20 protein-coding genes and 1 pseudogene are annotated in these 24853 nt (G+C 72.3%); 11 read left to right on the top strand and 10 right to left on the bottom strand.

The window, feature by feature from the left end; all coding sequences use genetic code 11:
- Positions 1-103: 103 nt before the first annotated feature.
- The 4 genes from ACWD12_RS12410 to ACWD12_RS12395 all read right to left on the bottom strand — a co-directional run bounded on the left by ACWD12_RS12410 (position 104) and on the right by ACWD12_RS12395 (position 5810).
- Entirely contained in the window at positions 104-1264 is a 1161-nt protein-coding gene (locus ACWD12_RS12410) for a thiolase C-terminal domain-containing protein (protein WP_450099500.1), read from the bottom strand.
- Positions 1261-1662 carry a Zn-ribbon domain-containing OB-fold protein gene (locus tag ACWD12_RS12405; RefSeq protein WP_450099499.1) on the bottom strand — a complete coding sequence of 134 codons (402 nt, stop codon included), beginning with the start codon at positions 1660-1662 and terminating at the stop codon, positions 1261-1263. The genes ACWD12_RS12410 and ACWD12_RS12405 overlap by 4 nt, the downstream gene beginning before the upstream one ends.
- A 187-nt stretch (positions 1663-1849) precedes the next feature.
- Positions 1850-4513, bottom strand: a complete 2664-nt coding sequence (locus ACWD12_RS12400; protein WP_450099498.1) for a CaiB/BaiF CoA transferase family protein — start codon at positions 4511-4513, stop codon at positions 1850-1852.
- Positions 4514-5111: 598 nt separating this feature from the next.
- The gene (locus ACWD12_RS12395) at positions 5112-5810 is read right to left on the bottom strand and encodes a GntR family transcriptional regulator (protein ID WP_358364501.1); all 699 of its coding nucleotides are present in this window, start codon (positions 5808-5810) and stop codon (positions 5112-5114) included.
- Between the two features lie 154 nt (positions 5811-5964).
- Between ACWD12_RS12395 and ACWD12_RS12390 the strand changes: the two genes are divergently transcribed.
- Positions 5965-7182 carry an amidohydrolase family protein gene (locus ACWD12_RS12390; RefSeq protein ID WP_450099497.1) on the top strand — a complete coding sequence of 406 codons (1218 nt, stop codon included), beginning with the start codon at positions 5965-5967 and terminating at the stop codon, positions 7180-7182.
- Positions 7183-7244: 62 nt separating this feature from the next.
- The gene (locus ACWD12_RS12385; RefSeq protein WP_450099496.1) at positions 7245-8720 is read left to right on the top strand and encodes an APC family permease; all 1476 of its coding nucleotides are present in this window, start codon (positions 7245-7247) and stop codon (positions 8718-8720) included.
- A 21-nt stretch (positions 8721-8741) separates the two neighbouring features.
- Here ACWD12_RS12385 and ACWD12_RS12380 read toward each other — a convergent pair whose 3' ends face one another.
- Positions 8742-9932: an amidohydrolase gene (locus ACWD12_RS12380; RefSeq protein WP_450099495.1), complete on the bottom strand. Its 1191-nt coding sequence runs from the start codon at positions 9930-9932 to the stop codon at positions 8742-8744.
- Positions 9933-10136: 204 nt separating this feature from the next.
- Here ACWD12_RS12380 and ACWD12_RS12375 point away from each other — a divergent pair, with 204 nt between their 5' ends.
- The 7 genes and pseudogenes from ACWD12_RS12375 to ACWD12_RS12345 form a co-directional block, all read left to right on the top strand.
- Entirely contained in the window at positions 10137-10493 is a 357-nt protein-coding gene (locus tag ACWD12_RS12375) for a cupin domain-containing protein (RefSeq protein ID WP_358364510.1), read from the top strand.
- A gap of 456 nt (positions 10494-10949) precedes the next feature.
- Positions 10950-12005: an Hsp70 family protein gene (locus ACWD12_RS12370; RefSeq protein WP_450099494.1), complete on the top strand. Its 1056-nt coding sequence runs from the start codon at positions 10950-10952 to the stop codon at positions 12003-12005.
- Between the two features lie 148 nt (positions 12006-12153).
- Positions 12154-12345, top strand: a complete 192-nt coding sequence (locus ACWD12_RS12365; protein WP_358364514.1) for a hypothetical protein — start codon at positions 12154-12156, stop codon at positions 12343-12345.
- A 297-nt stretch (positions 12346-12642) separates the two neighbouring features.
- A complete protein-coding gene (locus tag ACWD12_RS12360) occupies positions 12643-13842 on the top strand; it encodes a cation:proton antiporter (RefSeq protein WP_450099493.1) in 1200 nt (399 codons plus the stop codon).
- 140 nt (positions 13843-13982) lie between these two features.
- A complete protein-coding gene (locus tag ACWD12_RS12355) occupies positions 13983-14798 on the top strand; it encodes an SGNH/GDSL hydrolase family protein (protein ID WP_358364519.1) in 816 nt (271 codons plus the stop codon).
- A gap of 188 nt (positions 14799-14986) precedes the next feature.
- Complete coding sequence (locus tag ACWD12_RS12350; protein WP_450099492.1) at positions 14987-15670, top strand: bifunctional 4-hydroxy-2-oxoglutarate aldolase/2-dehydro-3-deoxy-phosphogluconate aldolase; 684 nt, start codon at positions 14987-14989, stop codon at positions 15668-15670.
- 11 nt (positions 15671-15681) lie between these two features.
- Positions 15682-16323, top strand: a pseudogene (locus ACWD12_RS12345) (MerR family transcriptional regulator); the annotation flags it as partial.
- Between the two features lie 48 nt (positions 16324-16371).
- Here ACWD12_RS12345 and ACWD12_RS12340 read toward each other — a convergent pair.
- From ACWD12_RS12340 to ACWD12_RS12330, 3 genes are all read right to left on the bottom strand, one after another.
- Complete coding sequence (locus ACWD12_RS12340) at positions 16372-18564, bottom strand: LuxR C-terminal-related transcriptional regulator (protein ID WP_450099491.1); 2193 nt, start codon at positions 18562-18564, stop codon at positions 16372-16374.
- 341 nt (positions 18565-18905) lie between these two features.
- Positions 18906-19838: a bis(hydroxyethyl) terephthalate hydrolase gene (gene bdeA, locus ACWD12_RS12335; protein ID WP_450099490.1), complete on the bottom strand. Its 933-nt coding sequence runs from the start codon at positions 19836-19838 to the stop codon at positions 18906-18908.
- A gap of 349 nt (positions 19839-20187) precedes the next feature.
- Complete coding sequence (locus ACWD12_RS12330) at positions 20188-20793, bottom strand: TetR/AcrR family transcriptional regulator (RefSeq protein WP_450099489.1); 606 nt, start codon at positions 20791-20793, stop codon at positions 20188-20190.
- A gap of 88 nt (positions 20794-20881) precedes the next feature.
- Between ACWD12_RS12330 and ACWD12_RS12325 the strand changes: the two genes are divergently transcribed.
- Complete coding sequence (locus ACWD12_RS12325; protein WP_450099488.1) at positions 20882-21739, top strand: dienelactone hydrolase family protein; 858 nt, start codon at positions 20882-20884, stop codon at positions 21737-21739.
- A gap of 139 nt (positions 21740-21878) precedes the next feature.
- Here ACWD12_RS12325 and ACWD12_RS12320 read toward each other — a convergent pair whose 3' ends face one another.
- Together ACWD12_RS12320 and ACWD12_RS12315 are read right to left on the bottom strand one after the other, a co-directional pair.
- Entirely contained in the window at positions 21879-22121 is a 243-nt protein-coding gene (locus tag ACWD12_RS12320; protein ID WP_358363259.1) for a hypothetical protein, read from the bottom strand.
- Between the two features lie 119 nt (positions 22122-22240).
- Complete coding sequence (locus ACWD12_RS12315; protein WP_450099487.1) at positions 22241-23860, bottom strand: ADP-ribosyltransferase domain-containing protein; 1620 nt, start codon at positions 23858-23860, stop codon at positions 22241-22243.
- A gap of 311 nt (positions 23861-24171) precedes the next feature.
- Here ACWD12_RS12315 and ACWD12_RS12310 point away from each other — a divergent pair, with 311 nt between their 5' ends.
- A complete protein-coding gene (locus ACWD12_RS12310; protein ID WP_450099486.1) occupies positions 24172-24849 on the top strand; it encodes a macro domain-containing protein in 678 nt (225 codons plus the stop codon).
- Positions 24850-24853 lie beyond the last annotated feature (4 nt).

The following is a 24853-nucleotide window of genomic DNA, read 5'->3' as shown; positions in this document are numbered from 1 at the left end:
CTCGGTCGTACTCGCGAGGGTCTGCAACGCGGCGCTTGGGAGGGCCGTCAGACGCGGAGGGGTGCCGGGCGCCGGGAACCGGTGAACCTTTCCGGTCACAGCACTAGGAGTCGGCGGCCAGGATGAGGCCGCTGGCTCCGGCGGATACGAGGACGTGCTCCACCCCCGCAACCTGGTTGGCCGCGCCGCCGCGAATCTGCCGGACCGCCTCGACGATGCTGTTCATGCCGTGGATGTAGCCCTCGCCCAGCAGGCCGCCGTGCGTGTTGACCGGCAGCTTCCCGCCCGGACCGAGGTGGCCGTCGCGGACGAAGTCCGCGGACTCGCCGCGTCCGCAGAAGCCCAGCGACTCCAGGAGCATGAACACGACGGGGCTGAAGTTCTCGTACAGCATGGCCGCCTGGATGTCGCCGGGGCCGAGGCCCGCGGCGGCCCACAGGCGCCGGGCGACCGACTCGGCCTCGGGGAACGCCGCGAGGTCGTCGTGGTAGTAGTTCGTCGTCGTCACTCCGCCGAACACATCGGCCTGCGCGGCGGCGGCGATCCGGGCGACCGGGCCGTCGCGCAGGTCACGGGCGCGGTCGGCGCCGGTCACCACGAGCGCGACTCCCCCGTCGGACTCCTGGCAGCAGTCCAGGAGGCGGAGCACCGGCTCGACGATCCAGCGGGAGTTCTGGTGGTCGTCGTGGGTGATCGGACGGCCGTGGAACCAGGCGTGCGGGTTGGTCGCGGCGTACGCCCGGGCGGTGACCGTGTAGTGGCCGAGGTCGGCGTTCGACATGCCCCGCTCCAGCATCCAGCGGTGGTACCAGAGGCCGTACATCTGGGCGGGGGTGCGCAGTCCGTACGGCACGTGCCAGTTCTCGCCGCCGGAGCGCACCGGGCCGGTCTGCACGCCGAAGCGTTTGCCCGAACGCTCGTTGAACGCCCGGTAGATCAGCACGTTGCGGCACAGGCCCGCGTGGATGGCGGCGGCCGCGTGCTGGACGGTCGCGGCGGCTCCGGCGCCGCCGTTCGGGGTACGAGACATCCAGCCGACCTCGCGGATCCCGAGGCTGTTCATGACCTCGTTCTCGCTGTTGGCGTCCAGCGTGAACGTCACGGTGCCGTCGATGTCGGCCGGGGTCAGCCCGGCGTCCGCGATCGCGGCACGCGACGCCTCGCAGGCGAGCCGGAGTTCGCTGCGTCCGGAGTCCTTGGAGAACTCGGTGTGGCCGATGCCGGCGATCGCGGCTCTGGGCGCGAAGCCGGGGGGCTCGGTCATGCGGGTCGCCTTTCCGGTCGGGCCTGCGGGAGGGCGACGCCGTCGAGTGTGTCGGTGAACATCTCGACCGGCAGGTCCATGCGCAGGTCGTCCGGTCCGGCGTACCGGAGGTTGGTCACCAGGCGTGCGCCGCAAGTGAGTTCAACGAGCGCGACGACCTCCTGCTCGGGAAGGGCGGCCGGCGGGTGCCGTGGCAGGACCCAGCTGAGCAGTCGGCCGCGCGGCTCGGCGTCGAACACCTCGCGGTCGACGCCGCCGCACGACGGGCACATCGGACCGGGTGGCTGGAGTACGCGGCGGCACGTCGCGCAGCGGGCCAGGAACAGGCGGCCTTGTGCGACGCCGTCCCAGAAGAACGCGTCGTCCGGGCCGGTTTTCGGGGGCACGACCAGGGACAAGGTCCTCACCTCACGTCGTCGGTGGCCGCCCGGATATTCGGGACGGTGGTCGGGGGCGGGAGTCGGGGGCGGGAGTCAGGAGCGGAAGTTCGGCCGGGTGCCGGTTGAGATGTCGGGTCGGCTGCGGGGCAGGTGTCGGCACGGGGCAGGTGTCGGCACGGGGGCAGGTGTCGGCGCGAGAGCTGGGTCAGGTGCCTGGGAGTACTGGCGTGCCGGGTTCCCAGGCGCGGACGACACCCGCCGCGACGAGTTCGTCGACCTCGTCCGCCGCGAAGCCGTAGTCCGCCAGCACCTCCCGCGAGTGCTCGCCGACGACAGGGGTCGGCCCGCGCAGTTCGCCGGGTGTCTCGCTGAACTCGACGCCCAGCCCGGTGGTCTCCAGCCGGCCGACGTACGGGTGGTCGAAGCGCGCGACCCAGCCGCGTTCGACCATCTCCGGGTCGTCGAACACCTCGAGCGAGTAGGTCTCCGAGCTGATCTCCGCCGGTACACCGGCTTCGTCGAGGTGCCGTAGCCATGTATCGGCCGGGTCCTGGGCGAAGGTGCGCTCAAGGAAGGCGGCGAGCATCCCGTCGTCGGGGGGTGTGCGGGGGTCGTCCGCGGTGAGAGCGGCGGCTTCGGTTTCGGCGTCGGCGTCGGCGTCGGCGTCGGCGTCGGCCGGATCAATGCCGTGGGGCTGTCGTGTGAGCAGCTTGGCGAGCGCGGCGCGGTGGGCGGCGGTCACCGCGGCCAGGCACAGCCAGCGGTCGTCCGCGCAGCGGTAGAGGCGGTAGAGAGCGCCGAGTCCGTAGTGGTCGGCGTCGAGGCGCGGGCGGTCCGGTTCGGTGCCGTCGGCGCGTACGTACGCTCCGGCCGCGGCGGAGGACAGCAACTGCGCGTAGACGATGGAGGTGTCGACGCGGGCCCCCTCGCCGGTCCGGGCACGGCGCGTGAGCGCCTGCATGATGCCGATCGCCGACAGGAACCCGTTGCCGGTGTCGCCGAAGTTGGTCCGGGACCAGATCGGGCGGCCGCCGTCGTCGACGCCGCCGTCCTCCCATTCGACGCCGGCCAGTGCCGCACCGGTCTGGTCGTTGCCAGGCAGTCCGGCGCGCGGGCCGGACTCCTCGAACCCGCGGGTGTGGCAGTAGACCAGGTCCGGACGGATGGTGCGCAGTGCGTCTTCGTCGACGCCGAGGCGTACGGCCGCGTCGTAGCGCATGTTGTGTTGCACGACGTCGGCCTTCGCGACCATGCGGCGCAGGACGGCCAGCCCGCGCGGGTCCTTGAGGTTGAGTGCGAGGGACCTCTTGTTGCGGTTGGCGGTCATCGCGATGTGGTTGCACTGCCAGTAGCCGTCGTGCAGTGCGTTGATCTTGACGACGTCGGCGCCCATGTCGGCGAGCACCTGACAGCCGTACGGTCCGGCGATCGCGAGGCCGAGGTCCAGCACGCGTACGCCGGCGAGCGGCGCGGTGGGTTCGGGAGGGGGCGGGGTGGCGGTACGGGGCGGGGGTGGGGTTGCGGTATGGGACGATGATGTTGCGGTACGGGGTGGGGTTGCGGTGGCTGCGGTGTGCGTGGCTCGGGCGTGGCCGGCTTGGGCCAAGACCTGTTCGGTGTGCGTCCCGGGGCGCGGTGCGCCGATGTGCGGACGGCCTTCGCTGCCGGTCACGGTGTAGGTGCGCCCCACCATCCGGATCGGGCCTTCGTCGGGATCCTCGACCTCCGCAACGCAGCCGTCCTGGATCCACCACGGGTCGGAGAGTGCGGCATGTGGCGGGCGGACGATCTGGATCGGCGTGCCTTTGCGCGCCCCCGCCCGTTCCCATTCGGCGGCGGGGAACTTGGCGAACGCCGCGGCCATCAGCGGGTGGTAGTGGTGCAGGACGACGAGATTCTCGGGCTCGGTGCCCAGCCGGTCCGGGTCGTCCCGGTGCCGTCCGCCGCCGGCCACTTGGTCGTCGGAGGCGTCGTCCAGGGAATCGAGTTCGCCCATCGCGATGATCCATGACGGGTTCGGCACCCAGTTGTGCACCCAGGCCCCGTCCGCGCAGCGGAACACGCCCATCGGCGCGCGGCTGTCGAAGATCCAGGTCTGGAGGAACGGCCGGTCGGTGTGCTCCATACGCTGCCATCCGCCGATCACCGCGGCGAACACCCCTTGGCGCAGCGACGTTCGGACGTGTTGCCCGCGTCCGGTCCGCTCGCGGGCGTGCAGTGCGGCGTTGACGCCCACCGAGGCGAGGTAGAACGCCCCGATGCTGGGCAGCGGTACACCGGAGAACAACGGACCGTCGCGGTCCGGGCCTTCGATCACGCCGGCCGGGACCTCGATGCCCGCGAGTGGATCGGGCAGGCCTGCTTGGTGGTTGATCCCGCCGCCGGGTCGGCCGCGCTTCTCCCAGTGCAGCCCGGACCGGGCGGCGACCAGGGCGTCGTATCCGGGGCGGGCGGAGTCGCGGGTGCCCTCGCCGTACCCGGTGATCGAGCAGTGCACCAGCCGCGGGTTCAACTCCGCGAGCACGGCGTGGTCGAGGCCCAGTCGGCCGCGGGTCGCGGGTGAGTACGACTCGACGAGTACGTCGGCGTCTTGCGCGAGTGCGTACAGCGCCTCGCGGCCCGTCGCGGTTTTGAGGTCCAGCACCGCGCTGCGCTTTCCGCGGTTCCACACGCGGCGGCCGGGGAGGTCCGGCAGCGGGCCGCCGCAGGGCGCCTCGATGCGGGTGACGCTCGCGCCGTGGTCGGCGAGGAGCATCGCGGTCATGGGACCGGCCACGCCGTGGGACACGTCCAGCACCTTCAGGTCCGCGGGCACCATGCAGATCGCCTCCAGGCGGGAGTCGGTGCTTCGTCCGGCATGACGGACCATAGTGATTACTATGGGAAGAGTAAACAGGGGGTGGGAGTTGGGTGTTGGGGTGGGAGGTGGGGTGTTCGGGGTTGGTGCGGGGTTGGTCAGGTCTTGGTGGGGGTGGGCGCTTTTGTTTGAGTGCGGCCTCCGGCCGCTCTCCTCGCTGCGCTCGTCGATCACGGAGACATACCGACACCCTCCGGCGGCCTCCGGCCACGTGGGGGCGCGGCACCGACACAGACGGACCGGGCCCGTGAAGGTCTTCCGGGACGGCAACTCAACGACGCGGAACAGACCCGGGGGGAAGTCGCGCGGACCAGAACCGGCCTGGGGTAGGTGGTGCGGAGCCGTAACTCCCGGGGTGGGCGCCTGTCTCCGGGTGGGGTGGGGGCGGGGTTCCTGGGAGCGGCACGGGGCCTGGGCGTCGGTGGTGGGGAACAAAACGAGCCCGGGGGTAAGTAGGGTGGAGCGGAACGGGTCCGGGTAGGTCGCGCGGAGCGGAGCGGGCCTGGGGGTAGGTGGGGTTGGGCGGTCGCGGGGGTGGAGCCGGCCTTTGGGTGGGGTGGGCGTGGGCGGGAACTCCTGTGTTGGGGCGTGGCTTTCGGCCAGGGGGAGGTCAGGTTGTCGCTTCCGGTGCTGAACTTTGCAGCATGGTGAGGGTGTTCGCGTGGGTTCCGAGGACGTGAGTGCGGGCCAGTTCGGATGCCTTTGCTGCGTCTCGGGCGGCGATGGCGGCGTAGAGCTTTTCGTGTTCGCCGCACATTGCCGCGCCGTCCTCGGGGGTCGAGGTGAGCCGGAAGAGGCGGCGCAGGCGGCCGTCGAGCGGGGTCATCAGATCCTTGAGCAACGGGTTCCCCGACATGTCCACGATCTGCTGGTGGAAGTCGGCGTTCAGGGCCACCGCCTCGCGCAGGCGGCCGGCCTCGGCGGCGCGGCGTGAGCGGTCGAGGATGCGTTCCAGTGCACGCAGTTCGGCGTCCGTGCCGTGTTCGGCGGCGAGACCGGCGGCGAGCGCCTCGAGCGATTCGCGTACCGCGAAGAAGTGCCGGGCGTCCTCGGGGCCGAAGTCCGCGACGACGGCGCCCTTGCGCGGCTGGATGCTGATGAACCCCTCGGTCTCCAGCCGCTGCATCGCCTCGCGGACCGGGATGCGGGAGACGCCGAGCTCCTCGGCGATCTCGCGTTCGACGAGGCGGTGGCCGGCGGCGTACTGGCCCTCGATGATGCGCTCGCGCAGTTCGACGTAAGCCTGGTCCCGGAGCGACCGGTGCGCGTCGCCCATGCTCGGACGGTCGGCGGTGGCACGGGGACTCATGGGCGTACTCCAGACGTGGCTGCGGGCGCCGGCGCGGTCGGTGACCCGATCATTCCAGATCGGTTCCGGACCGGAGAATTTTCCCCCGAGGGGCGTTGCTTGGTATTCGGTATACCAGTTACGGTGGCCGCCGCCCACCTAGTTCAGGAGTGCCATGCCCCCCGCCGCCAACGCCGTGCCGTCCGTGCTCCGCCGCGCGACGCTGCCCGACGGCCGACTCGCCGACGTCCACCTGGGCGGCGGCCTGGTGACCGAGATCCGCGACCACGTCCCGGGTCCGGCCGGCCCGGGTGTCGTGGACCTGGGCGGTGCGCTGCTCATGCCGGCTTTCGTGGACGGGCATGCGCACCTGGACAAGACCTTTCTCGGCTCACCCTGGCGCCCGCACGTGCCGGCCGGTGATCTCCGGTCGCAGATCGCCGCGGAACGCGAGATCCGGCGCCGGATCGCCGTACCGGTCGAGGAGCGGGCGACCGCGCTGGCGCACCGGATGGCCGCCCTGGGCACCGGGTACGTACGCTCCCACGTCGACATCGACCCGGACATCGGACTCGACGGCCTGCACGCGCTGCTCGCGGTCCGCGAGGCGTGCCGCGACATCATCGGCATCCAGCTGGTCGCGTTCCCGCAGAGTGGCGTCGTCACCGCTCCGGGCACCGCCGACCTGCTCGACGCCGCGCTGCGCGAGGGCGCCGACCTGATCGGCGGGCTCGACCCGGTCGGCTTCGACGGCGACCTGGCCGGTCAGCTCGACGTCGTGTTCGGCCTCGCCGAGCGGCACGGCGCCGGCATCGACATCCACCTGCACGACGGCGGCATGAACGGGATCGCGCAGTTGCGCGAGATCGCCCGGCGTACCGCCGTGCTCGGACTGGGCGGGCGGGTCGCGGTCAGCCACGCGTACGCGCTCGGCCAGGTCGACGCGGGCGAGGTCGGCCGCACGGCTGAGGCGACGGCCGCGGCGGGTGTCGCCGTCATGACCAACGGCCCGGCCGGCACCACTCCCCCGGTCTCGCGGCTCCGCGACCTCGGCGTGCGGGTGTTCGCGGGATCGGACAACATCCGCGACGCGTGGTGGCCGTACGGCACCGGCGACATGCTGGAGCGCGCCACCATCGTCGGTTTGCAGTGCGATTTGATGACGGACGCCGACCTGCACCGCGCCGCCGATCTGGCCACACACGAGGCCGCCGCGGCACTCGGGCTGACCGGGTACGGCCTCACCCCCGGCGGCCGCGCCGACCTCGTCGTCGTCGACGCGGCGTCCGTCCCCGAAGCCGTCGCCGCCCACCCCGCGCGGCTGCTGGTCCTGCACGGCGGGCGGATCACCGCCGACCACCGGGACCGTTCAGGCCTTTCCGACGGCAACTGACCCCCTTTCCCTTCTGGTCCCACCCGCGCCGCAGCGCGCCCCTGCCCCCGGAGGAATCCGCTGTGACCACGCATGCCCCTGTGTCCGCGCCCGCGGACGAGCTTGCCGAAAGACCCGGCACCAAGCTCGCCGGCGGTCAGATAGGCACTTCCGACCTGGTCTTCTTCGTCGTCGCGGCGGCCGCGCCGCTGACCGTGCTGGCCGGCGTCGCCCCGTTCGCGATCGGTGTCGGCGGTCCCGGCACGCCGCTGGGCTATCTCATGTCCGGTGTGCTGCTCGCGCTGTTCGCGGCCGGGTTCACCGCGATGAGCCGGTACGTGCGCAACGCCGGCGCGTTCTACGCGTACGTCGCCCGCGGCCTCGGCCGTACGCTCGGCGTGGCCACCGCCTACGTCGCCGTCGTCGCGTACAACCTCATCACCCCCGGCGTGGCCGCCGCGTTCGGCTACTTCGGTGCCAACTACCTCAACGACCGGGCGGGCACCGACATCCCGTGGTGGGTGCTCGCCGGCATCTGCATCGCGGCCACCGGCGTCCTCGGCTGGCTGCGCGTCACGCTCAGCGCCAAGGTGCTCGGGGTCGCGCTGGTGCTGGAGGTGCTGTCGCTGCTGCTGATGGAGTTCGGCATCCTCAAGGACCGCGGCGGCGACGCGCTCGACCTGGGCTCGTTCAACCCCGAGACGCTCACCCACGGCGGTATCGCGGGCATGTTCGTGCTGGTCATCGGTGCCTTCACCGGCTTCGAGGCGACGGCCATCTACGCCGAGGAGGCGCGCGACCCGCAACGTACCGTGCCGCGCGCCACGTTCATCGCGATCGGGTTCCTCGCCGTGTTCTACGCCGCCGGGGTGTGGCTGGTCATGGGGGCGTACGGCACCGACGAGTCGGTGGCACTCGCGCAGGCCGCCAACGGCCCGGACCTGACCTTCAACGCGGCGGGTGCGCACGTCGGCACGTGGCTCGCGGACAGCATGGAAGTCCTCATCATCGTGAGCGCGTTCGCCTCCGCCCTGGCCTTCCACAACGCCGCGGCCCGCTACCTGTACGCGCTGGGCCGCGAGGGCCTGCTGCCGCGCTCGCTGGGCCGGGTATCGCAGAAGCACGGGTCGCCGAGCGGCGCCGTGGTCGCGCAGAGCGTGTTCAACGTGCTGCTCGTCGGTGTCGGCGTCGTACTCGCCGCCGATCCGTACGCCGAGGTGTTCCTGTGGAGCAACAGCGTGGGCGTGCTCGGGGTGATGGCGATGCAGGCCCTTGCCGCGCTGGCCGTCTGGGCGTTCTTCCGCCGGGACCGGCGCGGGCTGTCCGCCTTCCGGGTGGTGTGGGCGCCGCTCGTCTCGTGCGCCGGGCTGGTGGTGCTGACCGTGTTGGCGGTGGTGCACTTCGACCTGCTCACCGGGAAGACCGGCGTGGTCAACGCGGTGCTGCTGGTTCCGCTGCCGGTGATCGCGGTCGCGGGTGCGGCTGTCGCCCTGCGCATCCGGCGGCGCGACCCCGAGCGGTACGCGCGGCTCACCGAGGTCGACGTCGAGCGCGACTGACCGGCCTCGGTGGCCTCCGGCTCAGGCCGGCACACCGCCGCGGGCCACGATCCTGCCGCCGCGCACGACCATCGCGCGCGGCGGCAGGTCCACGACGACCTGCGGCACGCACTCCCCCTCGACGAGCATGAAGTCGGCCGGAGAGCCCGGGGTGAAGTCGACCGCGGGAAGGCCGAGGAGTGCCGCGCCGCCGTCCGCGGCCAGGGCGAGGCACGCGTCCAGTTCCTCGTCCAGCCGGGCGTCCACGCACCGGCCGAGCAGGTGGGCGCGGTGCAGCATGTCGGCGTCGCCGAACGGGCTCCACGCGTCGCGCACGCCGTCCGAGCCGAGCCCCACGAGCACGCCGCGCTCGCCCAGTTCGCGGAACGGCAGTACGGTCGCCTCGCCGAGTGCGGCGGTGGTCAGCGCGACGCCCGAATCCGCCAGCAGCCTTGCCACTTCGTCGAGTTCGCGCTCGGCGAGGCCGGCGAGGCAGAAGGCGTGGCTGATCGTGACGCGTCCGGCCAGGCCGAGGGCGCGGGTGCGCGCGCAGATGTCGCGCAGCGGTCCCATGCCGGTCTCGCCCGTGTCGTGCAGGTGGATGTCGACGGCGGCTCCGTAGCGTTCGGCGAGTCCGAACACCGCGTCGAGCTGGCCCTGCCGGTCGCCGTCGAAACCCGCCGGGTCCAGGCCGCCGACGACGTCGGCCACGCCCACGCGTACGGCCTCCTCCAGCAGTTCCACCACGCCGGGCAGCCGCCGCACGCCGTGCTGCGGGAACGCGACGATCTGCACGTCGAGCACGCCGAGCAGTGCCTCGCGGGCCGCCGCGACGCCGTCGAGCGGGTCGAGGCCGTATGCGGGTGCCACATCGACGTGGGCCCGCACCGCCCGCGTCCCCCGGGCGGCGGCGTGCGACAGCAGCCGGAGCGCGCGGTCGCCGACCGGGGTCGGCTGGGCCTCGTACAGTTCCACGTCGCCGCGGACGTAGTCGGCGAGCCCTGCCGCGGGGCGACGGCTATACCAGGGTTCGCCGAACGCCGTCTTGTCCGGGTGGATGTGCGCGTCGACCAGCGTGGGCAGGGCGATGCGCCCGAGGCCGTCGACCACTTCGGCGATCGCGCCGTCGGGCACGCACGCGGCGAACACCCCGTCGACGACGACCAGTTCTACCGGCCGCGCGCCCATCGGACGGACGTCGCGGTAGACGGTGACGTTGCTCGGGCGGTGCATGTCGGCCTGCTCTCGGTCTGCTCGGGGTCCTGCCTCTGGTATACCAAACGACGGCGGGTTCGCCGTCCCCGGCCCGCGGCACCGCGCGGCCCCGCTGGATGGCGTATTGGTGCTAGATGTTGCTTTGGCCCCGTTTTATTCGATCCTGTCGTAATAACCCGGTGCGGCGCGCACGATGGAAGTGACCTGAAGGAGGTGATCGAGATGCTCACCGTGCGTTCGATCAACCAGGCGGACGAAAGCCGCGACATGCCGCACGGCCACCTCGACGTGGTGAGCCTGGAGGGCATGGACTTCGGCGTCGCGCGGTTCGAGCCGGGTTGGCGCTGGTCGCAGGACGTCGGGCCCATCGCCGGCACCGCGAGCTGCCAGTTCCACCACAACGGGTACGTCGCCCAGGGGCGCCTGCACATCCGCATGGACGACGGCGAGGAGAAGGACCTGTCCGCGGGCGACGTCTTCGTCTGTGACCCGGGCCACGACGCGTGGGTGCTGGGTGACGAGACCGCCGTCGTGTTCGACTTCGGCGGCAACATGCACGAGTACGCGAAGCCCACGTAAGCGCCGCGGTCAGAACGCCGAACCGGCTCGGCGGAGAACACGTCGAGCCCGTGGCATACCCGTGCCTCCGGCACTGGGACGAGGTCCCCGTGCGGGGTCGGGTCGCCCGCCACGGGATTCGGTGGTTCGTACACCCGGTCCCTGACCTGCCCGACCGAGTGATCGGCCCACAGAGGCGCGAAATCCGCGCTGTGGTCCCGCATGTCGTCGACGTGCGCGGCCGACGCGGCATCCACCCGAGCCACCCGAGCAGGACGCGCAGGTGTGCGGCGTGCCCCCGGGCCGCCCGGGATTCGCTTCCCGGCGTCCCGCGTCGCGCAGTTGGTCGGGAGCGCGGTGCGGGCGCGGGTCGGCGCGGGTCGGCGCGGGTCGGCGCGATCTTCGACGGTGGCGTGCCCTACGGTGCTGTGGTGTCGGTGGCCGCGGCCGGATGCGGGCGCCGCGAGGGGAGGCGCTGTGACGCACGCGGTCGGAATCGACCTGGGATCGACCGAGGCGGTCCTCGCCGCGGCGAGCGGCGACCGGAGCGCCGAGCTCGTCCCGGCCGGGAAGAAGGAGCGCACGACGCCGTCCTTCGTGTCCTTCGACGGGCGCAAGGTGCTGGTCGGCACCGCCGCGCGGCGCCAGATCGGCACGAACCCGGGTGCCACGTTCCGGCTCCCGCCCGGGCTGGTGCCGGAACCGGGCACCGCGGCACTCGGCCCGTCCCCGTACGAGCTGGCCCGGCACGTGGCGGCCGGCGTCAAGGCCGCCACCGAGAAGCGGCTGCGGTCGAGGTCGCCGGTGCCCGTCGTCGTCGCGGTGCCGACTCATGCGGACGAGGCGCAGCGGGCCGTCTACCACGACGCGGTACGCGACGCGGGTTTCGACGTACGCGGCACGCTCGGTGCCGCGCAGGCCGCGGTCGCGGCGTACGGGCTGGACCAGGAGGCGCGCGCCCGGATTCTGGTCGTGGTCCTCGGCGGGCTCACGCTGGAGGTCAGCATCCTTGACCTCGTCGACGGGGAGGCCAACGTGCTCGGCGGCGGCACGCACCCGCTGGGCGGTGAGAACTGGACGCAAGCGGTCGCCGACCACGTCGGATCCTCGTTCTGGCAGGCGCACGGCGTGGACCTGCGCAACGAACCCCTGTCGTGGCAGCGGGTGTTCGAGGCCGCCGAGACCGCGAAGGTTCAACTGTCCACGCAGGACCGCGCGGCCATCGACATCCCGTACGTCGTCAACGACCGCCGCGACCCCAAGCACATCGACCTCGTGGTCACCCGCCCGCAGTTCGAGGCGATGACCGCCCACCTGGTGGACCACTGCGTCACGCAGCTGGCTCCCGCTCTGCGGCAGGCGGCGGTTGCGCCGGCTCTGCTCGACCACGTGCTCCTGGTCGGCGGCGGCAGCCAACTGCCCGCGGTGGCGTACGCCGTGCAGGCCCATCTCGGTCGGCCGGTGACACCGGGGCCGCACCCGCAAGAGGCGGTCGCGCTCGGCGCGGCGCTGCGGGCTTGGTCCTTGCACTGACCGGGCGCCTGCCGCTCCCCCGCACGCGCCGTCGGCGCGAAGCTGCCGCGTACGTTGCCGGAAACCGGCAATGACCCGGCGGGTTCCCCCTGGTCATGATGGCCGTGCCGGCACACTGCCCGTGCCTTGCGTCAGGGGGATACACGCCATGACCGACAAATTCCCGGGGTTCGACATCGTGCGCCGCGGCTACGACCGCACCCAGGTCGACCGGTTCCTGGAGGGCGGCGACGGCGGCCCGCTGGGCGACGCGCCGCAATTCACCATCACTCGGCGCGGCTACGACCGTTCCCAGGTCGAGGACTTCCTCGCCGCGCTGCGCTCGGGCGGCAAGCAGTAGGACGCCGGTCCGCGCCCCGCATCGGACTGCGGCGATACGGCGCGCGGCCCCAGCTGAACAGCACCACCCGTAGTTGGTACGGACCGTGGACCGCGCACGGCCCGGGCTGCGACGTGCCGAGCCCGAAGGGGTCGGTTCCCCCGCTCACGCCCGGGCAGCGTTCGGCCCCGGCACCCCGTTGTCCGTCGCGCCGTCGCGCCGTCGCACCTCGCGGGGATTCACCGCACCCCGAACCCGACATGCCCCTGGAGCGCCCATCCACCCCACCCCCGCTGTCCCCGGAAAGGGAGTGAACGCATGCACGGAGCCGTCTTCCTGATCGAATTCGGCGGCATCCTCTTCGCCCTCGGCCTGCTCGGCCGATTCGCGGGCCGCCTGCGCTTCTCCCCCATCCCCCTCTACCTGTTGGCCGGCCTCGCCTTCGGCGAAGGCGGACTGCTCCCGCTCGGGGCCAGCGAGGAGTTCGTCGCCGTCGGCGCCGAGATCGGCGTCGTCCTCCTGCTCCTGATGCTCGGCCTCGAATACACCGCAAGCGATCTGGTCGCCAATCTGAAGACGCAATACCCGGCCGGGGCGGTCGACTTCGCACTCAACGCGCCGCCCGGCGCGGCGATGGCGCTGCTGCTGGGCTGGGGGCCGGTCGCGGCCGTGGTCCTGGCCGGGGTCACCTGGATCTCGTCGTCCGGCGTCATCGCGAAGGTGCTCGGCGATCTCGGGCGGGTCGGCAATCGCGAGACACCGGTGATCCTCGGCATCCTGGTGCTCGAGGACCTCGCGATGGCTGTCTACCTGCCGGTCGTCACCGCGCTGCTCGCCGGTGCGGGCCTCGCGGCGGGCAGTGTCACGCTGGCCGTCTCGCTGTCGGTCGCCGGTCTGGTGCTGTTCGTCGCGGTGCGGTTCGGGCGTACGGTTTCCCGCTTCGTCTCCAGCGACGACCCCGAGAAGCTGCTGCTGGTCGTGCTCGGCCTCACGCTGCTGGTCGCCGGCATCGCGCAGCAACTGCAAGTGTCCGCCGCCGTCGGGGCGTTCCTGGTCGGCATCGCGCTGTCCGGCGAGGTCGCCGAGGGGGCGCATGCGCTGCTGAGCCCGCTGCGGGACCTGTTCGCGGCCGTGTTCTTCGTGTTCTTCGGCCTGCACACCAACCCGGCCGACATTCCCCCGGTGCTGGTACCCGCCCTGATCCTCGCGGTCGTCACCGCCGCCACGAAGATCGCCACCGGCTACTGGGCGGCTCGCCGCGCGGGGGTCTCCGCACGCGGTCGGTGGCGTACCGGCGGGGCGCTCGTGGCCCGCGGCGAGTTCTCCATCGTCATCGCCGGTCTCGCCGTCACCGCGGGCGTCCAGCCTGACCTGGGTCCGCTCGCGACCGCGTACGTCCTGATCCTGGTCGTCGTCGGGCCGCTCACCGCGCGCTTCACGGAACCGCTCGGGGTCGCGTTCGCGGCGCTGCGCGCGGGTTCACGACCGCGAAAGGCGGAGCTCGCGCGCGAGCCGTGACGGGCGCGATCGGCGCCGCCCGGCAGACCGGTCTGTGAGGTTCTGCGAACTCGGTGGTAACAAAAGCCGTTTGGCTCCTTCTATGGATCTCGGCGCACTGCTACATATGTGACGTCCGTCCCCAAAAGCGGAGGTCGCACATGCGCCCAGAATCTGCCTTACGCTCGGCACCGGCCCTTTGGTCCGCCGTCCTCGCGTTCCTCCTCGCCGTCGTCGGCGTCCTGTTCGCGGCACCGAACGCCCATGCGGCGACCGGCCGCTACGTCGCCCTCGGCGACTCCTACTCGGCCGGGCTGGGGGCCGGCAGCTATGACAGCTCCAGCGGCAACTGCAAGCGCAGCACGCGGGCCTATCCGGCGTTGTGGGCCGCCGCGAACGCCCCGTCCTCGTTCGCCTTCGTGGCCTGCTCCGGGGCCAAGACCGGCGACGTGCTCGCCAACCAGATCAACGCGGTGAACGCGTCCACCGAACTGGTGTCGATCACGATCGGCGGAAACGACGCCGGGTTCGCGGGCATCATGACCACGTGCGTCCTGCAGTCCGAGAGCGCGTGCCTCAACGCCGTCGCGCAGGCCCGCACGTTCGCCGAGAACCAGCTACCCGCCCTGCTGGACCAGGTGTACGCGGCCATCGAAGCCCGCGCGCCCAACGCACACGTCGTCGTGCTCGGGTACTCGCGCCTGTACAAGATCGGCGGCGGCTGCCTGTTCGGTATCGGCGACACCAAGCGCAGGGCGCTCAACGGCGCGGCCGACACGCTGAACACGGTCATGGCCAAGCGGGCCGCCGACGCGGGGTTCACCTTCGCGGACATCCGTCCGGCGTTCACCGGCCACGAGATCTGCTCCGGCTCGCCGTGGCTGCACAGCACGACATGGCCGATCGAGGAGTCGTACCACCCCAACGCGAACGGCCAGCGGCTGGGCTACCTGCCGGTCCTCACGGCCGCCGCATGAGCGCTTGAGCGCTGGACGTAAGCCGCACGCACGCGCGCCCCGGGACACCCCCGGGGCGCGCGTGCGTCGCGGCCCACGTTTCCCGTGCCGTCGCGGCCGCCACCCGTCCGCGAAGGCCTCGACGGCCCGTCGATAGGGTGACCCGGCACCGACGGCTGCCAGGTCGGCCGCGCTATCCGGGAAAGGCCGTGACGACCGTGTACCGCTGGCAACACCTCGAACTGATCGCCCGTCAGAAGGTCGTCGGCATCATCCGCGCGACCGGTGCCGCCGAGGCCGCGCGCATGGCCCGCGCCTGTCTGGCGGGCGGCCTGAAGGTCGTGGAGATCTCCCTGACCACGCCGGACGCACTCGACGCGATCCGCACGACGGTCCGCACCCACCCTGACGCCCTGATCGGTGCGGGCACCGTCCTCGACGCCGCCTCGGCGCGCGCCGCGACATCGGCGGGCGCGCGCTTCCTGGTCTCCCCCTCCCTGCACCGCGACGTCATCGAGACCGCGCACCGCCACGGCGCGAGCGTGATCCCCGGCGCGTGCACCCCGACCGAGGCGGTGGCGGCCGTCGCCGCCGGTGCGGACGCCGTCAAGCTCTTCCCCGCAAGCCAGTGGACGCCGGGCTCCTTCCGCGACATGCGCGGGGCGCTGCCGCAGATACCGTTCATCCCCACCGGCAGCATCGCCGTCGCCGACGCCCCCGCGTGGATCGCCGCCGGCGCCGTCGCGGTGGGCATGGGCGCCAAGCTGGCCGCCGGCACCCCTGAAGAATCGGCCGCCCGCATCAAGGACCTTCTGGCCTCGTTGCGCTCACCGGCACCCTTGACCCTCACGCGGCGTGATGCCGCATCGTCGCAGGCGTGGAAGATCACCTGACCGTAGGACGCGTGGCCGACTTGGCCGACGACCCGGACACCGACGCGGTCGCGCACCTGCACCGCTGCGCGGCCTGCTCCTGGAACAGCGCGACCGTGCCGACGCCATGGTGGCGGCCATAGACAGGGCGTTGGAGGCACGGGCGATGGGATCGACTCGACGCCGAAGGAACAGCTGAAGGCCTTCGGCGCGCAGTTGTACGAATCCATCGGCTCCGCCTACCCGGCGACGCGGCGTACCGAGCCGCGGATCGCCGCGCGCGTCTGGGATGCGCTCGGGACGCCCGTACCGTCCTGAATGTAGGGGCCGGCGACCCGATCGCCGGGCTGCGGGAGATGCGACGCGTGGCCCGCCGGGTCGTGGTGTTCACGCACGACGCCAGTGCCGCCGGTTGGCTCAACCGGTTCTGGCTCACCCGCGACCACCTGCCCGAGGTGGCCGGGCTGGTCGCCGGCCGGCCTTCGGTGGAGCAGTTGGCGGACGCGGTCGGGGCCCGCATCGAGCCGCTGCTCGTGCCGTGGGACTGCGCCGACGGGTTCTTCGAGGCTTACTGGCGTCGGCCCGACGCGTACCTGGAGGAACACGTTCGCCGCGCGGTCTCGGTGTGGACCCGGGTCGAACCGGAGGCCGAGCGGCGGGCGGTGCGCGGCCTCCGCCTCCTCGTCGCCTGAACCGCCGCACGGGGAGCCTGCACGAGCCGTTCAGGCCTCGGCGCGGTCGACCAGGCGGGCCAGTTCGACGCGGGAGCGTACGCCGAGCGTGGCGAAGACGTTGCGCAGGTGGTGGTCGACGGTGCGGATGCTCACCGACAGGCGGGTGGCGATCTCGCGGTTGGTCGCGCCGTCGGCGACCGAGCGGGCGATGCGCAGTTGCTGCGGGGTCAACTCGCCCAGGTCCCCGGGCGGTTGCGCGGATGCCGGGGGTGCGCCGGTGGCGCGGAGTTCGGCGACCGCGTGGGCCGACCAGACCCGCGCGCCGTGGCGGTCGAAGGTGACCTGGGCCTCGCGCAGGAGGTCCCGGGCCTGGGCCGGGCGGCGCGAGCGGCGCAGCCATCGGCCGTAGGCCAGCAGGGTACGGGCGCGCTCGAAACCGTTGTCGGGTTGCGGGTGGCGGGCGAGCGCCGCGGCGTACCCGGCCTCGACCTCGCCGGAAGGACGGCCGTCGGCGGCCGCCAACAGCGCCTGGCAGCGCGCGAGTTGGGCGGGTGCCTCGGGGTCGACGGCCAGTTCCGCCCAGATCGCGAACTCGGCGAGCGGGAGGCGTGCCGGTTCGGGTGCGCCGGACAGTGCGGCGGCTTCCACGAAGCACGGCACGGTCAGCATGCGCAGGGCGAAGTGGGCCTGCTCGGAGCCCGTGCGCAGGAGCGGAGCGAGGCGCGACGCCGCCTCGTGCGGGCGGCCCCGGGCCAGGTCCGCGCGGGCCAGTGCCCAGGAGGTCAGGGTGGACGGCTGTCGCAGGCCGTGGGCGCCGGCGACCGTTTCGACGGTGTCGGCGTGGCCGCGTACGGTCGTCGCGTCGTCGTCGAGGGACGCCACCAGGGCCAAAATCGCGTGGTGGTGGGCGATCAGATTGCGTCGGCCGGTCTGCCGCGCGGCGAGCGCGCCCTCTTCGGCGTGGGCCCTCGCCTGCATGTGCCGCCCTGAGCGCAGTTCCGCGTACGCGAGGTGTTCGAGGATCCGCGGAACTGCCGTGAGCGGCCCGGAGACACGGGCCATGGCCAGTGCTCGGCCGTTGAGCCGGCCGGCGGCCGCCAGATCGCCGACGACCAGCGCCGCCGCCCCGGCCCGCAGCAACTGGTCCATGTCATCGGCTCGTTCGGCCCGGGCCACGACGTCGCGCAGGACGGCAGACCCGGTGATGATGCCGGCCACGTCGGCTTGCAGCACGGCTCTCATGCCGATGCCGTAGGCGATCGCGTCGCCCGGCCCGGGGAAGCTCTCGTCGGCGAGTGGCTCCACGGCGTCGCGGAACGCGGCGGCGTCGCCGAGTGCCCAGGCCGCCTCCGCCGCGTCGAGACGGCATCGGACCGCCAGGGCGTGGGAGTTGCCGGCGAGGAGTCGGGCGGCGAGCAGGAAGGACTGGTGGGCGTCGGCGACGGGCCCGTCGTGCAGGGCGATGAGCCCGTGCACGCGTGCCGCCGTGCCGCGGCCGACCGCGTCCGCGGGAAGGGCGCGGGCCTCCGAGGTCCACTGCCGGGCCCAGTCGGCGCGGCCGACGAGATGGGCGTGTTCCGCCGCTTCGGCGAGGAGCGCGGCGCGTGTCGAGATGTCGGGCACGAGGGTGGCCGCGCGACGCAGTCCGACGGCTCGCGTGGCGTCGACGGACGCGCGGGCACGCGCGGTGGCGGCCAGCTCCCGGGCGAGGTCGGGGTCCGGTTCCGAGGTCGCCGACGCAAGGTGCAGCAGGTGCGCGAGCCGGTCGTGGCGGGTGTCGAGCAGAGCGGCGAGGAGCCGGTGCGCGGCCTGCCGGGCGAGGAGCGGTGCGGCGCCGTACACCGCCGCGGTGCTCAGCGGCGGTCCGACGAACAGGTGTTCCGCGTCGGCGTGGACGAGGCCCGCCCGTTCCGCGGACTCCAGCGTGTCGGGGGCGAGTGCGGCCGCGTGCACGGCCCGCAGGACCAGCGCGACGGAAGCGCCGGGCGCGTCGGGGTCGTTGTGGTGGGCCGCGGCGATCAGCAGGAGCAACGCCTTGGCGTCCGGGGTCGGGTGGACCGGCCACGGCAGCAGGTGGCCGGCGAACGGCCTGGGGTGCCAGGCGCCGAGGCGCTGCAGGGCGGCGCGTTGGGCGGTGGGACGCGGTCCGGCGCGGCGTGGTGCGGGACGGCGCGGCGGCGCGCGGCGGTCGGGCTCGTCGTCGGCGCGGCCGGTCGCGGCTGCCCGTTCGGTCGCCCTCACGCGGCGGCGCGGTTCCTCCGGCACGGGCGGGCCCACCTCCCGGCGGCGTCGGGCCGAGCGACGACGGACGCCTCTGGGTTCCCGCGGGTGTTCGGGTCCGCGGGACGGGCGCGGCGCCCACGTTACCGTCGTGTCAACGCGGGCGAAAGGCCGCCGCACGGCTGCGGCCGGTGGCCGCGGACCGCCCCGAAATGCCGCCTGACCTGGCCGGACGCTCCCGCGTACGGCGTGCTCACGGGCGGTACGCGCACAATGCTGTGGGCCCCCACAACAACAACGCCGGGACGGTGGCGGCCGCTGGTGTCGCGGCCGCCACCGTCCCGGGTCGGGGGGCGGGAAGGTCAGGAGTTGTGCGGGCAGTTGCCCCGGTACTCCTCGATGGTCAGGCTCGGTCGAGGCAGCGGGCACAGGAACTGCTCGTAGCGGGTGTCGTTGTCGATGAACCGCTTGAGCCAGGAGATGCTGTACTTCGCGATCGTCGTGTTCGACGAGTTCGGCGTGAAGTGGGTGGCGCTGTTGAGTTCGAGGTACGCCCGGTCCAGCGACGACGGCAGGGACGTGTAGAACGGCTCGGAGTGCGAGGACACCGGCGCGATCGTGTCACCGTCCGCGCCGACGACCAGGGTCGGCGTCCGCACCTCCGGCCAGCTCGTGTCGAGGTTCCAGCCGGTGAGCGGGATGGCCGCCTGGAGCGAGGGGCGGCTCTTCGCGGCCTCCAGCGTTCCGCCGCCGCCCATCGAGTGGCCCATCACGCCGAGCCGGCTGCTGTCGATCCGGTCCCGGACCGAGCTGCGCTGCGTCAAATAGTCGAGTGCCTCCAGGAGTTGGCGGCCCCGGCTGGCGGGCTGGTCGAGGGTGGTGTTGGTGTCGATCGTGAACACGACGAAGCCCTGCGAGGCCAGGCGCGGCCCGAGCCAGGCGATGGACGACTGGTAGGCGGTGAACCCCGGGGAGATGGCGATCGCACCGAAGGTGCCGTCGGCGCGGGAGGTGGGGTAGTAGATCGTCCCGCCCCCGAAGCCGGTGACCAGCAGCGAGGACACACTGGTCTCCGACACGGCGTACGGGCCGCGTGCGGCCTCGATGCTCGACTGCGTGGGGGCGGGGCCGCGCTCGTAGGGGTTCTCGGCGGCCTGCGCTCCGCCGGGGAGTTGGGTGACGAGCAGGGCTCCGCAGGCGAGGACGCCGGCGATGGCCGATCTCACCAGGCGGCGCCGGGGTCCCGCGACGACCGCCGGCCGTTCGGCCGAGGCGGCGTGCCGCCTTTTGCGCATGAGGTACACGATGATGCGTTCCTCTCGCTCAAGGGTGGCGGATCCCGGGCGGGGCCGGCGGTTCGCTGCTCCCGCACGGACCGTGGAACGGTCCGCCCCGCCGGGATCCGCCACCGGTCGGTGTGTGGGGTCCACGCTCCCGGCGCGTCCGCGCGGCGGCATCGGTGAAATCACCAGTGCTGCGCGGGCGCGGTCGGCACACACCGGTTCGCCCGCACCCCTTGGCCCACACCCGTTCGAGCACGCCGGGTCCGTCACGCCGCCTCGATCCGACCGTTCCGATCCCGCCGCCTCGACCCGGCCGCCTCGATCCGATGCCGCGGTCAGATGTTTCGGTCAGATGCTTCGGTCAGATCGCTTCGACCACGCGCGTCGCGAGGCGGTGCGCCCGGTCCAACTCGGCCGCGTCGCCGAAGAGTTGGAACCTCGTGTTGGCGGCGCGCAGGTACGCGTCGATGCGGAAGCCGTCCTCGGCGGGGTCGGTGCTGCCCGCGGCCGCCAGTTCGGCCTCCAGCAGGCGCAGCCAGTCGCGGGCGAGTTCGCGGACGGCGTCGGCCACCGGCCCCTCCCGGTGCCCGTACTCGACCGATGTCGTGGTGATGAAGCATCCGCCGGGGAAAACGCCGGCGCGGAGGTACGCGACCCAGTTGTCGAGCAGCGCCCGGAGGCGCGCCCCGCCGGTGCCGACGTCGCGGCTGGGGTCGACGACGTGCTCCGCGTACAGCTTCCGGGCCTCGGCCACCGCGGCGAGCTGAATCGCCTCGCGGTTGGCGAAGACCGTCAGAATGCCGCTCTTGCTGTGCCCCGTCTGTGCGGCGAGCGAGCCGACGGTGATGGTGTCCAGGCCGTGCACGGTCGCGGTCATCGCCGCCTGCCGCGCGACGTCGTGCCGGGTCCGGTCGCCGCGGGCACGGCGGCCGTCGGAACCGGGCGAGGGCGTACGGGCGTTCGTCACCGCGCCATTGTAAGCGACCGATCGGACGTGTAATCTCGCGGCATACCCGGATTCACGACCGATCGATCGCATACTTGGGAGGCTCCTGGTGGACGTCGGCAAAACTCAGGTGCAGGCCCAGGAGCCGGGGCACAAGCACGTGTTGGACGGGTTCACCCGACGCACGTTCGCCCTGCCCGGGGAGGCGTCCGCCCGCGACGAGAAGACCGTCCACGTGGCCGGCGCCGGTCCCGCGGTGATCGTGATGCCGGAGATGCCCGGCATCAGCCCCGACGTCGTGCGCTTCGCCCGGTGGGTGCGGGACGCGGGCTTCACCGTCTACCTGCCCTCGCTCTTCGGCGTCGACGGCGCCTACCCCACCGTCGACCTGGGCGCCGACGTGCTCCGGCGGGCGTGTGTGAGCCGGGAGTTCCGTGCCTTCGCCGGCGGCGGCACCAGCCCGGTCGTCACCTGGCTGCGGGCCCTCGCCCGCACCGCCCACGAGGAGTGCGGCGGCCCGGGGGTCGGCGCGGTGGGCATGTGCTTCACCGGCAACTTCGCCTTGACCATGACCCTTGAGCCGGCCGTCGTCGCGCCGGTGCTCGGGCAGCCCTCGCTGCCACTGGACGACCCGGCCGCGCTGGAGCTGTCCCCTGACGACGCGGACACGATCCGGCGGCGATTCGAGCACGACGGCCTCACCGCACTCGCCTACCGCTTCGACGACGACAAGTGGTGCACAGGGCAGCGCTTCGCCGCGTACGTGCGGCTCCTCGGCGACCGCTTCGACGGCCGTGTGCTGCCCGGCGATTGCGCGAACCCGGCGCCGCCGCCCTTTTTCCGCGAGTCGGTCGGCACCCCGCACAGTGTGGTGACCGCCCACCTCGTCGACGAGGAAGGCCACCCGACCGTGCGCGCCCGCGACGAGATCCTCGCGTTCCTCCGCAGCCGACTGCACACGGCCTGAAGCACCGCCTGCCTGCATACGGCCAGAATGCGCCGTGCGCTGAATGCGCCGTGCCCTGATGTGCCAGGGCTGGAAACACGGCGGCCGCGGCCCGGCGGAGTCCGCCGTGGCCGCGGCCGCCGAGGGCCGGTCCTGTGTGTCAGCCGTTCATCGGCGCGGTCAGCCCGGGCTCGCCGCCGTCGAAGTTGCCGCCCGCGTAGATCGCGAAGAACGAGACCACGACGAGCACGATGATCAGCACGGTGAGCGTCACGAACGCCGCGGGCTTGATCGTGCTTTCGACGGGCTCGGCACGCGTGTAGACGGCCCGCTCGACCGCGTTGCCGGTGTCGGCCGTGTCGACCGCCGCGGTGGATTCGGTCCCCTGGCTCAATGTGCTCATGTGTGCTTCGCCTCTCTTGTCATCCCGAATGGATCTACCACCTCGGGAGGGGCGACGTCCAGCGAGCGCTACCGGACGGGTGCCGCGGCTCCCGTCCGGCGCGCCCCCGGCCCGCCGCCTCAGGAGACGAGCGGAGCGTCCTCCGACTCGGCCAGCTTGACGGTGCACAGACCGCCGCGCTCGGTGGTCACGTCGGTCACCTTCAGCTGCGTGCCGGGCAGCAGGATGTACTCCTCCTCCTCGGTGAACGCGGAGAAGCTGCGGATGCCGACGGCCCGGGCGGGCCGCACCTCGAACAGCGTGCGCTTGCCCCTGCTGCCGAGGAACGCGCGAGCCACGCCGAGCTTGGACGTGCACGAGGACACGCCCCACCACGTCACGGTCCGGCCGAGCGGGTACTGCGCGCGCAGGTCCAGCGACACCCCGCGCCACAGCGGCTCCGTACGCGTCGGGAGCGCCGCCACCGCGTCGAACAGCAGGCGCAGGTACGGCAGGTACGGCACGACCCGGGCGCGGTCCGGCGCCCGCAGAATGGCGTTGATCTCGCGATAGAACGCGGACTCGCAGGTATAGAGGTACAGCGCGGCGATCGCGTCGGCCGACAGGCCTCCGTCGGCCGCCGCCTCGACTCGCCGCATCCCGAATTCGTGGGACATCTTGACGTGCCGGTCGAGGCCGGCGAGCAATTCGGCGACCGGCGACACCGCGTCGCGGAAGTCCATCGCCGGGGTGTCGAACACGCCGGTGATCGCCGGGAGGACGAGGCCCTCGTCCTTGACGCCCGCGAGCCGCTCCAGGTAGAGCTGATGCAGTTCCATCGTCGAGGCGATGAACGCGCCCATGCGTTCGGCGGTGTCGTCGTTGCGGCCGTCCGCGTCGTCCGCGGCCGTGTTCCAGCCGGTGCTGGGCAGCCAGTCGACCGGGTCGGCGCCCACCGCCGCGAGGGCGTCGTTGACCATGGCGAAGTGCTCGCCGTCGCAGAAGATGTCGCCTTGCGCCGCGGGGTTGGCGTGGTCGATGTGCCGGACGTCGACGCCCGGGTACTTCTTCTGGAGTTCGAGGACGATCTTCTTCAGGTTGCGGGCGTGCGCTCCCCACCACGCGAAGACGACGCCGCGGTCCTCCTCGTCGGCGTCCTGCTTGGCCTTGAGGATCTCCTCGACGATGCGCTCGACGACCGGGCGCCAGAACGCGGTGTGCCGGTCGGTGCCCCGGGACGCGTCGCTGTTGGCGGTCAGTGCCGCGTTCAGCAGCAGGACGCCCTGTGTCAGCATCGCCTGGAACCATTCCGGCGGCTGTACCGTCTCCTGCTTTTCGAGGAGGCCGCGGATTTCGGCGATCGGCGTCTTCTTGGGAATTCCGTACTTCCACATCGCCGCTGCCTTGATGATGCAGCGAATACTGACGACGCGGCCGAACTGGCTGTCCTTCCAGTCGTGGAAGGTGTTGTCGAACATCGCGATTCCGGTGGCGCTCTCCGGACGCGGGTAGGGATTCTGCCCGAATACCACCACCTTCCACTTGTGCGGCGGATTCGGCTTGAGCGCCTGGAAGGTCAATTCGCGGACCGGCACGACCTCGGGGCTGCGGCCCGGACCGATGAACGCGGCGGCGTCCCGCTGGGCCTCGATGACCGGCTTCAGCAGCGGGAGCCACGGTTCGCCGCCGCCCTTGAACAGGTCGGCGAGGGCCAGCGGGTCGTTCGCGTCGGGCAGGGCGGGGGCGTTGTCGTCGCTCATCGTGGGGTGCTCCGAATAGTCGACCGAGTTCGGCAGGGGCGACCGGCGAGGCGGGTGATATTCGCGGAACATCCCGGTTGCGCGGACATAAGTCCGGAACGCCCACTTTTTTCGGACCTGGTGGTCCGTCCGTGGGCGGCGTCGGGCGACAATTCCTGTCTCGCGATGGTCTGGCCGCAGGCTAGCAGTGGGCCCGGACACCGGCAATCGAGCCGAAAAAGCGCCGGCCCGGCACCCGTCGACCAATTGTCGGGGCGCCACGATAATGTCGTTGGCGGTGGGTAGGCAGTGCTTTTGGAACGGAGTGGAATATGACGGTCAATCGCGTGGAAACGCCGCTCAGGGTGGTGCTGACGGACATCAACCCGGAGGTGGTGGCGGCCTGGCGGGCGGCGTTCGCGGACACCCCCGGCATCGAGATCCGCAACGGGTCCATCCTCGACGAGAAGGTCGACGCCTGGGTCAGCCCGACCAACTCGCGGGGCCGCATGGACGGCGGCGTGGACGCGGTGGTGAAGCGCCACCTCGGAGCGGGCATCCAACTGCGCGTGCAGCGCGCGATCCGCGACGGGTTCGCCGGGAACCTCCCGGTCGGCAGCGCGGTCTGCGTACCGTCCGGGGCCGTCAACCCGAAGTTCCTGATCTCCACGCCGACGATGGTGACGTCGTCGCAGAACGTCAGCGAGACCCTGAACGTGGCGCTCGCCTGCGCCGCCGCCTTCCAGGCGATCCACCGGCAGAACGACGCCGAGCCGGGCAGTATCCGGTCGGTGGCCCTGGTCGGCATGGGCGCGCAGACCGGCCGGGTGCCGGCGCGGGTGTGCGCCAACCTCATGTGGTCGGGCCACACCCTCTTCCACGACCACCAGTTCGCGGACTACGACGACCTGCGCGCCACGATCACCGCGCAACTCGACGACCTGGAGCAGGCGCCGGCCGAACGGCGGGTGCGCATCCACCCGCCCGAGCGCGGTACGTCCCGCGGCTGACCCG

This window comes from Streptodolium elevatio (assembly GCF_053592165.1).
This window is presented reverse-complemented; position numbering and strand designations above follow the sequence as displayed.

Bases quoted from the DNA above. Each gene is read 5' to 3' on its own strand.
- ACWD12_RS12410 (WP_450099500.1), bottom strand. From the start codon at position 1,264: ATGACCGAGCCCCCCGGCTTCGCGCCCAGAGCCGCGATCGCCGGCATC.
- ACWD12_RS12400 (WP_450099498.1), bottom strand. From the start codon at position 4,513: ATGGTCCGTCATGCCGGACGAAGCACCGACTCCCGCCTGGAGGCGATC.
- ACWD12_RS12395 (WP_358364501.1), bottom strand. From the start codon at position 5,810: ATGAGTCCCCGTGCCACCGCCGACCGTCCGAGCATGGGCGACGCGCAC.
- ACWD12_RS12390 (WP_450099497.1), top strand. From the start codon at position 5,965: ATGCCCCCCGCCGCCAACGCCGTGCCGTCCGTGCTCCGCCGCGCGACG.
- ACWD12_RS12380 (WP_450099495.1), bottom strand. From the start codon at position 9,932: ATGCACCGCCCGAGCAACGTCACCGTCTACCGCGACGTCCGTCCGATG.
- ACWD12_RS12375 (WP_358364510.1), top strand. From the start codon at position 10,137: ATGCTCACCGTGCGTTCGATCAACCAGGCGGACGAAAGCCGCGACATG.
- ACWD12_RS12365 (WP_358364514.1), top strand. From the start codon at position 12,154: ATGACCGACAAATTCCCGGGGTTCGACATCGTGCGCCGCGGCTACGAC.
- ACWD12_RS12360 (WP_450099493.1), top strand. From the start codon at position 12,643: ATGCACGGAGCCGTCTTCCTGATCGAATTCGGCGGCATCCTCTTCGCC.
- ACWD12_RS12355 (WP_358364519.1), top strand. From the start codon at position 13,983: ATGCGCCCAGAATCTGCCTTACGCTCGGCACCGGCCCTTTGGTCCGCC.
- bdeA (WP_450099490.1), bottom strand. From the start codon at position 19,838: ATGCGCAAAAGGCGGCACGCCGCCTCGGCCGAACGGCCGGCGGTCGTC.
- ACWD12_RS12320 (WP_358363259.1), bottom strand. From the start codon at position 22,121: ATGAGCACATTGAGCCAGGGGACCGAATCCACCGCGGCGGTCGACACG.
- ACWD12_RS12315 (WP_450099487.1), bottom strand. From the start codon at position 23,860: ATGAGCGACGACAACGCCCCCGCCCTGCCCGACGCGAACGACCCGCTG.
- ACWD12_RS12310 (WP_450099486.1), top strand. From the start codon at position 24,172: ATGACGGTCAATCGCGTGGAAACGCCGCTCAGGGTGGTGCTGACGGAC.